At 62.6% G+C, this 12,362-nt stretch carries 10 protein-coding genes; 5 read left to right on the forward strand and 5 right to left on the reverse strand.

The window, feature by feature from the left end; all coding sequences use genetic code 11:
• Positions 1-1,600: PQQ-binding-like beta-propeller repeat protein (locus EBS11_RS26935; protein WP_290608327.1), on the forward strand; the 1,600-nt coding region annotated here is incomplete at its 5' end.
• Positions 1,601-1,618: 18 nt separating this feature from the next.
• Here EBS11_RS26935 and EBS11_RS26940 read toward each other — a convergent pair.
• Entirely contained in the window at positions 1,619-1,930 is a 312-nt protein-coding gene (locus EBS11_RS26940; protein WP_290608329.1) for a hypothetical protein, read from the reverse strand.
• A gap of 102 nt (positions 1,931-2,032) precedes the next feature.
• Here EBS11_RS26940 and EBS11_RS26945 point away from each other — a divergent pair, with 102 nt between their 5' ends.
• Both EBS11_RS26945 and EBS11_RS26950 read left to right on the forward strand, forming a co-directional pair.
• The gene (locus EBS11_RS26945; RefSeq protein WP_290608331.1) at positions 2,033-2,302 is read left to right on the forward strand and encodes a MoaD/ThiS family protein; all 270 of its coding nucleotides are present in this window, start codon (positions 2,033-2,035) and stop codon (positions 2,300-2,302) included.
• A gap of 14 nt (positions 2,303-2,316) precedes the next feature.
• Positions 2,317-3,411 carry an exo-alpha-sialidase gene (locus tag EBS11_RS26950; protein ID WP_290608333.1) on the forward strand — a complete coding sequence of 365 codons (1,095 nt, stop codon included), beginning with the start codon at positions 2,317-2,319 and terminating at the stop codon, positions 3,409-3,411.
• Here the strand turns inward: EBS11_RS26950 and EBS11_RS26955 are convergent.
• A complete protein-coding gene (locus EBS11_RS26955; protein ID WP_290608335.1) occupies positions 3,384-4,007 on the reverse strand; it encodes a TetR/AcrR family transcriptional regulator in 624 nt (207 codons plus the stop codon). The two genes, EBS11_RS26950 and EBS11_RS26955, sit on opposite strands and share 28 nt — an antisense overlap.
• Positions 4,008-4,176: 169 nt before the next feature.
• On the opposite strand from EBS11_RS26955, the gene EBS11_RS26960 reads away from it, so the two are divergent.
• The gene (locus EBS11_RS26960; protein ID WP_290608337.1) at positions 4,177-5,220 is read left to right on the forward strand and encodes an MBL fold metallo-hydrolase; all 1,044 of its coding nucleotides are present in this window, start codon (positions 4,177-4,179) and stop codon (positions 5,218-5,220) included.
• 1 nt (position 5,221) lies between these two features.
• Here the strand turns inward: EBS11_RS26960 and EBS11_RS26965 are convergent, their stop codons facing one another.
• Positions 5,222-5,554 (reverse strand): hypothetical protein, encoded by a 333-nt coding sequence (locus EBS11_RS26965; RefSeq protein WP_290608339.1) that lies wholly within the window; start codon positions 5,552-5,554, stop codon positions 5,222-5,224.
• A gap of 459 nt (positions 5,555-6,013) precedes the next feature.
• Here EBS11_RS26965 and EBS11_RS26970 point away from each other — a divergent pair, with 459 nt between their 5' ends.
• Complete coding sequence (locus tag EBS11_RS26970) at positions 6,014-7,024, forward strand: substrate-binding domain-containing protein (RefSeq protein ID WP_290608341.1); 1,011 nt, start codon at positions 6,014-6,016, stop codon at positions 7,022-7,024.
• Between the two features lie 7 nt (positions 7,025-7,031).
• Here EBS11_RS26970 and EBS11_RS26975 read toward each other — a convergent pair whose 3' ends face one another.
• The gene (locus tag EBS11_RS26975) at positions 7,032-8,489 is read right to left on the reverse strand and encodes an ATP-binding protein (protein ID WP_290608343.1); all 1,458 of its coding nucleotides are present in this window, start codon (positions 8,487-8,489) and stop codon (positions 7,032-7,034) included.
• 155 nt (positions 8,490-8,644) lie between these two features.
• Positions 8,645-12,241 carry an indolepyruvate ferredoxin oxidoreductase family protein gene (locus EBS11_RS26980; RefSeq protein ID WP_290608345.1) on the reverse strand — a complete coding sequence of 1,199 codons (3,597 nt, stop codon included), beginning with the start codon at positions 12,239-12,241 and terminating at the stop codon, positions 8,645-8,647.
• Between the last annotated feature and the right edge of the window lie 121 nt (positions 12,242-12,362).

Here is a 12,362-nt window from a genome sequence, read left to right on the forward strand (position 1 = left end):
GGCCGGGTGCGGTGGCGGGGGCGAGTCTCCCCGCCAGGCGATGACGCTGTCGCAGGTGAGCCTGACCTGCCAGCAGCAGCCCGGCGAAACCTGCAACAAGATGCAGGCCAACGTGATGCTGTCTGCCGACGTGACCGACCAGCGTCCGCTGTGGGAGGAAAAGCCGGCGGGCGCCAGCAAGATTTTCGACAAGGTGAAACCCGTCAAGCAGGCCGACGGTTCCTGGGTGATGGTCTTCAGCGTCAAGTCAGGTTTGCCGGAAGGAACGTATTCGGGCACGGTCGACTTTTCCGTCTTCGTCAGCCCTTTTCCGGGCACGCCCAACTACCAGCCCCGCACGGCCAGCTATAGCGTGAGCGTAGCCGGCATGAAAGGCAAGCTGAGCGCTTTGCAAGCCTTGCCGGGCGCTGGCGACTGGCAAGGCAGCAATGGCAACGCGGCGCATACGGGGCAGGTGCCCGTGACCCTGGACGCGGCCAGATTTACGCGCCGCTGGACCTGGCAAGATGGCGCCGCCACCCTGTACACCCGGGCCAGTCCCGTGGTGGCCGCCAATGGCCTCGTGTACCTGTCGCTGGAAGACTCCGTGGATGATCCCGCTGACGGCACGAGTAAGTTTATCTCTGTCAACAGATTGACGGCGTTGTCCGAGCACGACGGCAGTATCGCCTGGACGTCGGAACAACGGCATCCGAGCGGTCTTGGCGCCCCTGGCGTGTCGGGCAACCGCATCGTCATGATGGATACGCAAACAGCCTATGCCTATGACGCCATCAGCGGCGCCAAGCTGGCCGCGGTCAAGCAGGCGAACAGCAATGGCTTGCTGACGGAGCTGTCGCGCCATACGCCGCCGACCCTGTTTGAAGGCTATGCCTACGTGGGCGGCAATAATGATGTCATCAGCCTCGATGCGACGACGGGGGCGAACCGCTGGTCCAGCAGTTTGCGCTCGCCCGTGCTCGCTTACGCCAGCGAGTGGGCGCCGGCGGTGAATGCCTCGACGGTCTACGCCAACGTGGCGGGCAAGCTGGCGGCATACGAGCGCGCCGATGGCACGCTGCGCTTCAGCGTGGCCGTGCCGGGCCAGGGAGCGGGCAGCCTGAGCAAATACACGCTGCGCCAGGTGCCGGTGCTGGTCGATGAGAATACCGTGTTGCTGATCAATCAATTGCCCGAGGCGGGCAAGGCGGCTGACAACAGCCTGACCCTGGTCGATGCGGGCAAGCGCAGCGTGCGCTGGACGGTCAACGGGAAATTTACCACGCAGCCCGTGGTGGCCAATGGCATCGCGTACGTGGGCAATGACAGCGGCAAGGTACTGGAAGCGCGCAGCCTGCAGGATGGCGCCGTGCTGTGGACCTGGCCGCTGGCAGACGTGGAAGAAAGCGGTTTTGGCGGCAACCTGATCGTCACCAACAATGTGCTGTTCGTCGCCGGCGTGGATGGCACGCATGCGGTGGACTTGAACAGCCATAAGGCCGTGTGGAGCTACCGCCTGGGCGGCATGCTGTCGCTGTCGCGCAATGGCGTGCTGTATATCCGCAGCTATGTTGATGGCAGCTACAAGCTGGCGTACTTGACGGCCATCAATCTCCAGTAGGCGCCGCGCGGTGGCCCGCTAGGGCTGGCTGCCGCCCCGCAGCCGCTGCAGCAGCGCCTCCACGCTGTCGCCCACGGGCAAGCCGTGGCGGCGCAGCAGCTGCACGTGCAGCACGAGGTTTTCCAGCACCAGCTTGGCCGCCACGGCCAGCAGGGCCAGGTTGCGGTCTTCCGGGCTGAAACTTTCCATGGCGTCGGCCATCTCGCACAGGTGGTTGGCGATCAGGCCGCGCAATTCCTGCTCGTTGAAGGGCAGGTCGGCAAAGTCGATGGGATCGGCCACTTCCACTTCCTGCATCAGCACCGCTAGTTGTTCCGGGGTAATCGTCATGCCTGGCCTCCATGTGTGCTCGGCCCTATTTTAGGCCATGCGCCATTGTATCGTCCGCAAAGCGGACTAGAATGAGTGCAGGCCGATGACGTCGAAGGGATCATGGCGCACCTGCATTTCACCCGGCAACTGGCACGCTTCCTCGACGTCCCCAGCGTGGACGTGGCGGCGCCCTGCCTGCGCGCCGCCCTCGATGCCGCGTTTGCCCGGCATCCGCGGCTGCGCGGCTATGTGCTCGACGAGCAGGGCGCCCTGCGCGCCAACGTGGTGATCTTCATCGACGGCGCCCGCTGCCGCGAGCGCCGCATGCTGGACGACGCCCTGCGGCCCGACAGTCAAGTCTATGTCTTGCAGGCACTTTCAGGAGGTTAAGCATGGGAGCAGGCATGGCGCAACGCGCGTATCTGGGCACCCGCAAGGGCCTGTTTCAAGTCGACGTGGCCGATGACGGCGCCTGGCAGCTGGCGCTGGTGCAGTTTGCGGGCGACCCCGTGTCCATGCTGCTGCACGACGGCCGCGACGGCGCCCTGTATGCGGCCTTGAACCTGGGGCACTTCGGCGCCAAGCTGCACCGGCGCGATGCGGGCGGACAATGGCAAGAGATCGCCGTGCCCGCCTACCCGGCCAAGCCGGAAGACAGCGCGGATGCCACGGACTGGACGGTGCGGCAGGTGTGGTCGCTGGCGGCCGGCGGCGCGGACCAGCCCGGCGTCCTGTGGGCGGGCACCCTGCCTGGCGGCCTGTTCCGCTCCAGCGACCGCGGCGACAGCTGGCAGCTGGTGGAATCGCTGTGGAACGTGCCGCAGCGGGCGCAGTGGTTTGGCGGCGGCTACGACGTGCCCGGCATCCACAGCATCTGCGTCGACCCGCGCGACAGCAGCAAGGTGCTGGTGGGCGTGTCCTGCGGCGGCGTGTGGCAAACGCTGGACGGCGGCGCCAGCTGGGCCTTGAGCGCGACGGGCATGCGCGCCGACTACATGCCGCCCGAGCTCGATGAAAACGAGGCCGTGCAAGACCCGCACCGCATCGTGCGCTGCGCCGGCGCGCCGGACGCGCTGTGGTGCCAGCACCATAACGGCATCTGGCGCTCGCGCGACGGGGGCTGGCACTGGCAGGAAGTGACGACGGCGCCGCTGTCGCATTTCGGCTTTGCCGTGGCCGTGCATCCGCGCGATGGCGACACGGCCTGGTTCGTGCCGGCGCAGGCGGACGCGCTGCGCATCCCGCGCGATGGGGCGCTGGCCGTGACGCGCACGCGCGATGGGGGGGAAACCTTCGACGTCTTGCGCGACGGTCTGCCGCAGCAGCATTGCTACGACCTCGTCTACCGCCACGGGCTGGCGCTGGCCGGCGACGGGCGCAGTTTATTGATGGCCTCGACGACGGGTGGCGCCTGGTATTCCGGTGATGGGGGCGAGCACTGGCAGACCTTGTCCGCCCACTTGCCGCCCGTTTATGCCGTCTGTTTTGCCACGCCGTAGTAGCACAGGAAGATATCGACGGCCAGCGCCGCCACTTCCTGCCGGCGCGCCGGGCCCAGCAGTGGCTCGCCCAGGGTGATCTGCGGCCAGAAGGCAAAGGTTTTCAAAGGCGACATCAGCAGGTTCGCCACTTCCAGCGTCTCGCCCGCCTTGATGCGCCCGTCCTGCTGCGCCGCGCGGATCCAGATATTCAGACCCGTTTCCTTTTCATTCAGGCGCGTCACCATCGCTTGCGCGCGCGCGGGCGAGTGGATGGTTTCGCCAAAGATGACGCGCGCCAGGTCGATGAAGGCCGGGTCGCACAGCAAGTCCATCTTCTGTTCGACGAGGGCCAGCACCTGCGGGCGCAGGGGCTGGTCGGCAACATAGGGTACGGCAGGCTGGGCCATGCTGCTTTCCCACATGCGCTGGAGGATTTCCGCGAACAGCTCGTCCTTGCTGGGGAAATGGTTGTACACCGTGCGCTTGGAAACGGCCGCCGTGGCGGCGATCTTGTCCATGCTGGTCGCATCAAAACCGTGCTCGCGAAACTCGGCGATGGCGGCATCGACGATGGCGACGCGCTTGCGGTCGGTGAGGCGTTGCGGTGAAGCCATGGCTGAAAATCTCCTTTGAAAACAATATTTTACACCTGTTGGTTTACTTTGCTTGAAATTGGAACTACACTGTGTAGTGTAATTTAATCCTTGTGTTTTATTGTCCGGGCCGCATATGTACTTGCATCGAGTCGTACGTCGTCTCTTATCCCTGGGAGTCCTGATCATCATGAGTTCTTGCACCTTGCGCGCCGAGCCTGCGGCGCCTGTTGAATCTTTACAACGCCACGAAGGCAAGTTCCGCAATCCCGTGCAGATGCACAAGCTGGGCACGGCAGCAACGCTCAAGCTGATGTGGACTTTTTTCTTTGACAAGCCCGACAGCACCGTGCCCGCCGCGGCCGTGCCCGTGCAAGCCCTGACCCGGGCGCAGCTGCTGGCCGCGCCCGACAACAGCCTGTTCCGCCTCGGCCATTCGACCCTGCTGCTGAAGCTGAACAACGCATTCTTCCTGACGGACCCCGTCTTTTCCGAGCGCGCCTCGCCCGTGCAGTGGGCAGGACCGAAGCGTTTCCACCAGCCCCCCATCAGCATCGAGGACTTGCCACCGATCAAGGCCATCATCCTGTCGCACGACCATTACGATCACCTCGACCATGCCGCCGTGCTGCAGCTGGCCGCCAAGACGGAACATTTCGTGACGCCGTTGGGCGTGGGCGACACCCTGGTCGCATGGGGCGTGCCGGCCGCCAAGGTGCAGCAGTTCGACTGGTGGCAGGGCACGACGATTGCCGGCGTGAAACTGGTGGCCACGCCCTCGCAGCATTTCTCGGGACGGGGCCTGTTTGACGGCAATCAAACCCTGTGGGCGTCATGGGTCATCGATGCGCCGGACGTGCGCGTGTTTTTCAGCGGCGACTCCGGCTATTTCGACGGTTTCAAACAGATCGGCGACAAGTACGGTCCCTTCGACGTGACCATGATCGAGACGGGCGCCTACGACAAGCTGTGGCCGGACGTGCACATGCAGCCGGAAGAAACCCTGCAAGCCCACCTGGACTTGCGCGGCAAGTGGCTCATGCCCGTGCATAACGGCACCTTCGACCTGGGTTTACATGCCTGGCATGAACCGTTCGACCGCATCACTGGCCTGGCGGCGAAGCAGGGCGTCAACCTGGCCACGCCGCAGATGGGCGAGGCGGTCGACCTGGCGCAGCCGAAGAAGGGCGAAAAATGGTGGCTGGCGATGCTGGAAGAGGAAATGCTTCGCTAATTTACGCCGTCACGTCGATCAGGCGGCCCAGGGTCTGGCCATAGCTGTTCAGCTGTGGCGCGCTCTTCGGCGCGGCGGGGATGGCTTGCTGCGGCACGGCTACCTTGATGGCCTGGTCCAGCTGTGGTGCCTTGACGGCGGCGGGCGCCTCGGCCTGGGCTTGCTGGCTGCTGCGCTGGGTCTGGCTCAGGGTTTCCTGTTCCCGCGCCAGCAACTGGCGGCTTTGCGCCAGCTGTTCGCTGTCGCGCTGCACCTGGTTCTGGCCCTGTTCGACCCTGCGCTGCGCCGAGGCCAGCGATGCCTGCAACTGATTGACGGACGTTAGCGTAACCACATTGTTCACCTTTGGAAGTAGGTCCAAGCGTGCGCAGACGGGGAGGAACGCAGGCCGGTGTGCTGCTGCCGGGGCCAATGCCCTACGCGACATGCCAGCAGGTAATCTTTACCTGAATCAAGAGTAGGACAAATTCTCGCACAGTTCCAGTAAATTATGTTTTCTTGATAATCTTATCGTGCGGGCCACGCGTGCCGCCGCCAGCGTGGCGGTGGCCGAAGCGCTGCATGAAAGTAAGCGCCCGCTTCCAGGGAGAGCATTGCCAGTCTGATATGCGTGGTCAGCCCTGGCGGAGCGCCGCCGGCCTGGGCTGCCGGCACACAGTGTATTTTATGCAGCAAATGTATTGTTGTTTTTCTACCATGTTGATGCGCGGTATTGCAGGGCTTGTTTGGCGCTCTGGGCTATAATTGACGGTCAGAGTTGGTTTCTTTTGCCATACAGACAGGTAGTTAACACATGAATCTCAAGAGCCTCGCAATTGCCCTCGGCATGTCGAAAACGACAGTCAGCAGGGCGTTGAACGGCTATCCGGAAGTCAATTCCCGCACCCGTGAAATCGTCCTGGCCGCCGCCAAGAAAGTCGGCTACCGGCCCAACCCGCTGGCGCGCAGCCTGGCCGTCGGCCGCACCAACGTCCTCGGCATGATCTACCCGCTGCTGCCCAGCGACCTGGGCGACAGCGTCTTCCTTTCCGTGGTGAATGGCATGTCCGATGCCGTGGAAGCGTCGAAGATGAGCCTGATCATCGCCCCCGTGTCGCCGCAGAACGAGCAGCCGTCGTATGAAAACATGGTGCGCGGGCGCCAGGTGGACGGCCTCGTGGTGGGCCGCACCAAGGTGATCGACGAGCGCATCGCCTACCTGACGAAGGTGGGTTTTCCCTTTGTCGCGAATGGCCGCACGCGCATCGAGGCGCCGTACGCGTATTTTGACTATGACAACGACACGGGCATCGACCTGGCCGTCTCCTTCCTGGCGGCCCACGGCCACCAGCGCATCGCCCTGCTCAGTGCGCCGCTGGACCTGCATTTCGCGCTGGAGCGCCAGGAAAGCTTTATCCGCTGCATGGCGCAGGCGGGCTTGCAGGCCGACCCCCGCTACCTGCTCGACAATTCCCTCGACCGCCGCAGCGGCTACCAGGCCATGCAGCAACTGCTGGCCTGCTCGCCCCGTCCCACGGCCGTCATCGTCGACAACCATCTGTCCGGCGTGGGCGTCGTGCGCGCCCTGATGGACGCGGGCATCGAGATCGGCAAGGACATCTCCGTCATCGTCTGGGGCAATGTGGAAGACACCTTGATCGGCATCAACGTCACCACCATCGACCAGCCCGACCTGCGCCGCGCCGGCGCCAAGATGGTGGAAATGCTGCAATCCCTGCTGGCCGGCACGCCGCCGGAAAAGCTGCAGGAAATTTGGCAGCCCGTGCTGCTGCCCGGGGCCACCGTGGGGCGCTGCCCGGAATAGTGTCGGTTCAGGCCCAGTACGGGACGTATTCCGCAAATTTATTGCCGCTGGTACTGTCCTTGCGTTTGATGCGTCCTGCCGCGACGGCATCGGCGATCAGGTTGGTAATTTGATTGCGCTGGCGCTCGCTGACCTTGAAGCGGGTACGCAAGGTAGTGTTGGTTAATGTCTGACTGGAAAAATACTGCAGTACGGCATGTTGATAGCAAGCTTCCACGCGCTCGGCTTGCGCCATGTCAGCGAATTGTCTTGGCGCGTACAAGGTGACTTGAAAGCCGTTTTCAAGTGGCGTGAAGACGACGGGCGGCATACCGAACAATTCAACGGCCGAGACCACTTTTTGAAATCCCGTACCTCGTTCCTCGCAGATCCGATACTGGCGAAATTTGGATGCCAGCAGTTCATTGCGTGACTCTGGCGTCGTACCGATCAAGCGGTCCAGGCGCTTGCTTGGAAGCAGCGCCCCTGGATTGGTGAAGGTGATGCGGTCGTCGTAGATTTCTATAGTCGGGCCAGCGCCCGTGACGTTAAAATCCTGATGAATCAAGGCGTTTGCGATTAATTCGCGCAGTGCGATTTCAGGATAAAGGCTGACTTGCTCACGCAGGGATTGCTGGATCACTTCCGAATGTGGCAAGACGCGCAGCAGATAGCCGATCAAACCTTCAAAACCAACTGCATAGCCTTTGTTACCGCGAACTTCGTCAATGGTATCGACTTTGTTGGTACCGCTATAACGGATGACGCGAATACGTTTACGGCTGAGATGCGTGAATTGCTCCAATTCACGTGCGGCTGAGATGCCACCGAAATGGGTAATGTAGTAGCCGCTCCCATCGAGAATGATCATGTTTTCCTCTTCCAGCCAGCGCATCAGCTCGTGACTGTCGTCGGGAAGGGGGCGTTGCAGGAGTTTGGAAATGGTCGCGAGGTCGAGGCGTTCGATGACTTCATCGCTAGAAAGCAGCGATGTCGTTCGCAATTCTTCCCAGCGGGGTGCATGACTGTTGAGCATGAGTGCCCCAACTTCTGATCGTGATGCTTTACGGCTAGTGCCACCGGACCTGATCCATGTTTCTTCAATACTTTTCCCCCTGCGATGTGCGGGCTTGTCTGCTTGTTCGCGGATGTAAATGAATAACAAAGGCACGCTGTCGTATTCGACCACCGCATGGTCCAGGATAAGAGGCGGTTCAACTGCATCGCGCCCCAGATTGGTCAGCTGCAAAACGGTTTCTTCAACTTGAGTTCGCTCAACTCCCGTCAGTACGGCGCCAGCATCCGCGATGCCATAGACCATATACCCGCCATGCGGACAATTAGAGAAGGCAATCAGATGTTCGATTAAACGTTCCTTATTGCCGGACAACGACAGCTTCCAGTCCAGCTCATTGATCTCATGCGGCACTGGATCTCGGCTGGATTTCAGCAGCGCTATTGCCTGGACGACCCAATGTTTTGCCATGTGATTGTAAGTGACTGATTTTTATGGTTAATTTCTGTCTGTCGTTTTTCTGGTGTGATAAGGCGAGTGAAATAAATGGCAGGATCAGCTTAGTAAATACCACGCTGCCAGGCAAGGTGCCTGACAGGGTGGTATTGCAAAATCGCCTGAAAATATCAGGCGGCGCTCTTGCTGCCTTGCGCCAGCACGGCCAGCAATCTTGCCTTGTCCTGGCGATATGTGGCAACGGCAGCTTCCTTGACGTGGCCGAAGCCGCGGATTTTCTCGGGCAGGGAGGCCAGTTCCACGCAGGTGGCCAGGTTCTCCGCCGTCAGGTTGACCAGCATGCCGGCCAGCAATTCGCGGTAGTCGACGATCAGGGCGCGCTCCATCTTGCGTTCGGCCGTGTAGCCGAAGACGTCGAAGGTGCCGCCGCGTAAGCCCTTGGCTTTCGCCAGCAGGGTGAAGGCGCGCCACATCCAGGAGCCGAACTCCGCTTTCACGAGGTGGCCTTTCGCATCCTTCTTGGCCAACAGCGGCGGCGCCAGGTTGAATTTGACGGAGAAGTTGCCCTCGAACTGCTGCTGCAACTGTTCCACGAAACGCCCGTCCGTGTACAGCCGTGCCACTTCGTACTCGTCCTTGTAGGCCAGCAACTTGAAGTAGTTCTTCGCCACGGCCATCGACAGTTTCTGGCCCAGTCCCAGGGTATTCTCGCGGTCGCGCACCTGTTTGACCAGGGTCAAGTAACCGTCCGCATACGCGGCATTTTGATACGCGGTGAGGAACTCCACGCGCTTCTTGATGACGCTGTCGAGGCTTTGCGGCATCTGCACGACGATGGCTTGCGTGGGCGTGGCGATCTGCGTCACCTTGCGCACGTCGACGGCGGCGCGGCGGCCCCACAGGAAGCTTTTCTTGTTCGATTCGATGCCCACGCCGTTCAGTTCGATGGCGCGCAGCAGGGCCGCTTCCGTCAACGGGATGCGGCCTTTTTGCCACGCATAGCCGAGCATGAACAGGTTGGCGGCGATGGAATCGCCCATCAGCGCCGTGGCCAGTTTCGTGGCGTCGATGAAGTCGGCCGCGTCCGCGCCGCCCACGGATTCCTCGATCAGCTGGCGCACTTCCGCCGTCGGATATTGCCAGTCGGCATTTTGCGCGAACGTGCCCGGCGGCTGCTCGTGCAGGTTGACGACGGCCAGGCTGCGGCCTGGACGCATTTTCGACACGGCATCCTGCGCGCCGGCCGTCAGCATGTCGCAGCCCAGAATCAGGTCCGCCTCGCCCGTGGCGATGCGCTGGGCGCGGATGTGCGCGGGAGACAGGGCGATCTTCACGTGCGAGGTGACGGAACCGTTCTTTTGCGACATGCCCGTCATGTCCAGCACGGACGCGCCCTTGCCTTCCAGGTGGGCCGCCATGCCCATCAGCGCGCCCACGGTGATGACGCCCGTGCCGCCGATGCCGTTGATGAGGATATTGTAGGGCGCGTCGCAAGCGGGCAGCACGGGCTCCGGCAGGGGGCCGAAGTTGTCCGTCTCGCCCGCTTTACTGGCGCCCGTCTTGGTTTTTTTCAGGCTGCCGCCTTCGACCGTGACGAAGCTGGGGCAAAAGCCCTTGGCGCACGAGTAATCCTTGTTGCACGAGGATTGGTCGATGGTGCGCTTGCGGCCAAATTCCGTTTCCTTCGGCAAGATCGACACGCAGTTCGACTGCACGCCGCAGTCGCCGCAGCCTTCGCAGACGGCGTCGTTGATGACCATGCGTTTGGCCACGTCCGGATACTCGCCTTTTTTCCGGCGCCGGCGCTTCTCGGCGGCACAGGTCTGGTCGTAGATCAGCACGGACACGCCCGGCACCTCGCGCAATTCGCGCTGCACGGCATCCATGTCCTTGCGGTCGTGCAAGGTCAGGTGGGCGGGCAGGTTCGAGCGGTCGCTGTAGCGCGATAAATCTTCCGTCACCAGCGCGATGCGGGCGATGCCTTCGGCCGCCACCTGCTGCGCCATCATGGGCACGGTGATGAGGCCGTCCACGGGCTGGCCGCCCGTCATGGCGACGGCGTCGTTGTAGAGAATTTTATAGGTGATGTTGACCTTGGCGGCCTGCGCGGCGCGGATGGCCAAATAGCCCGAATGGAAATACGTGCCGTCGCCCAGGTTCTGGAACACGTGCGGCAGTTCGGAAAATGCGGCTTGGCCGATCCACGGCGCGCCTTCGCCGCCCATGTGCGTGGTCAGCTTGTTCATTTCCGGGTAGATCGACGTGGCCATCACGTGGCAGCCGATGCCGGCCAGGGCCAGGCTGCCGTCCGGCACCTTGGTCGACGTGTTGTGCGGGCAGCCGGAGCAGTAGAACGCGGGGCGGAACGGCGTGTTCACGGCTTTTTTCAGGACCGCATCCTTGGCGTCGAGGAAGCTCAATCGCGCCTTGATCAGGTCGCAGGTGACGGGGTCGGAAATCAGGCGCGCGATGCGGCTGGCGATGACGCGCGCCACTTGCGAGACGGAAAAGTCCGCCTTGGACGTGAGCAGCCATTCGCCGCGCGGCGCCACCCATTCGCCTTTTTCATCGAATTTGCCGATGACACGGGGGCGCACGTCGTCGCGCCAGTTGTACAGCTGTTCCTTGAGCTGGTATTCGACGATCTGCCGTTTTTCTTCCACCACGAGGATTTCATCGAGGCCTTGCGCGAACTCGCGCACGCTATCCGGTTCCAGCGGCCACGGCATGGCCACCTTGAACAGGCGCATACCCACGTCGGCCGCCATCTGCTCGTCGATGCCCAGTTCTTCCAGCGCTTCGAGCACATCCAGGTAGGACTTGCCGGAGGCGATGATGCCCAGCTTGGCGTTCGGGCTGTCGATGGTCGTGTGGTTGAGCTTGTTTTCGCGCGCGTAGGCCAGGGCCGCATAGATCTTGTAGTCCTGCATCAGCGCTTCCTGGTTGCGCGCCTGCTGGCCCAGCGGAATGCTCGACAGGCGCGCGTTCAGGCCGCCTTCGGGCATGACGAAGTCCTGCGGAATCTTGACTTCCACGCGGAACGGGTCGGCATCGATGGAGGCCGACGATTCGACCGTGTCGGCCAGGGCCTTGAAGGCCACCGTGCAGCCGGAAAAGCGCGACATGGCCCAGCCGTGGATGCCCAGGTCCAGGTATTCCTGCACGTTGCACGGATACAGGACGGGGATCATCGAGGCGGAGAACAGGTGGTCGGACTGGTGCGGCAGGGTCGAGGAATACGCGCCATGGTCGTCTCCGGCCACCAGCAGCACGCCGCCCAGTTTCGCCGTGCCCGCATGGTTCATGTGCTTGAAGACATCGCCGCAGCGGTCCACGCCCGGGCCCTTGCCGTACCACATGGCGAACACGCCGTCGTACTTGGCCGGGCCGATCAGGTCCACCTGCTGCGAACCCCAGACGGCCGTGGCGGCCAAGTCTTCGTTGACGCCGGGCACGAACTGCACGTGGTGCGCTTCCAGCTGCTTTTTCGCCTTCCACAGGTTTTCATCGAGGCCGCCCAGGGGCGAACCGCGGTAGCCGGAAATGAAGCCGGCCGTGTTCAGTCCGGCGGCCTGGTCGCGCAGGCGCTGCATCATGGGCAGGCGCACGAGGGCCTGGATGCCGGACAGGAAGATGGCGCCGGAAGTGGCCGTGTATTTGTCGTCGAGGCTGACGGTGGTCAAGCGGGATGTGTCGGGGGGCGTAGATGGCGCGGCACCGGCGTTTCTAGCGAACGCTGCGGAGCCGTTTTCCGTGGTCACGGACATGGCTGTCTCCAAAAGGGTGTTTCAGATTGCGGCTGTACAAGGGACGCGCCCGGTAAGGCGCGCGCTGTGCAGACGGGCTGGCCGCATGTGGGCGGCACATAACTATTTTAAATTTAAAATA

The sequence above is a fragment of the Janthinobacterium sp. genome (genome assembly GCF_009923995.1).
Lineage (GTDB): Bacteria > Pseudomonadota > Gammaproteobacteria > Burkholderiales > Burkholderiaceae_D > Janthinobacterium.

What these genes read in the sequence shown, in the direction of transcription:
- EBS11_RS26975 (WP_290608343.1), bottom strand. Translation starts at nt 8,489, where the DNA reads ATGGCAAAACATTGGGTCGTCCAGGCAATAGCGCTGCTGAAATCCAGC.
- EBS11_RS26955 (WP_290608335.1), bottom strand. Translation starts at nt 4,007, where the DNA reads ATGGCTTCACCGCAACGCCTCACCGACCGCAAGCGCGTCGCCATCGTC.
- EBS11_RS26980 (WP_290608345.1), bottom strand. Translation starts at nt 12,241, where the DNA reads ATGTCCGTGACCACGGAAAACGGCTCCGCAGCGTTCGCTAGAAACGCC.
- EBS11_RS26940 (WP_290608329.1), bottom strand. Translation starts at nt 1,930, where the DNA reads ATGACGATTACCCCGGAACAACTAGCGGTGCTGATGCAGGAAGTGGAA.
- EBS11_RS26970 (WP_290608341.1), top strand. Translation starts at nt 6,014, where the DNA reads ATGAATCTCAAGAGCCTCGCAATTGCCCTCGGCATGTCGAAAACGACA.
- EBS11_RS26945 (WP_290608331.1), top strand. Translation starts at nt 2,033, where the DNA reads ATGGCGCACCTGCATTTCACCCGGCAACTGGCACGCTTCCTCGACGTC.
- EBS11_RS26950 (WP_290608333.1), top strand. Translation starts at nt 2,317, where the DNA reads ATGGCGCAACGCGCGTATCTGGGCACCCGCAAGGGCCTGTTTCAAGTC.
- EBS11_RS26960 (WP_290608337.1), top strand. Translation starts at nt 4,177, where the DNA reads ATGAGTTCTTGCACCTTGCGCGCCGAGCCTGCGGCGCCTGTTGAATCT.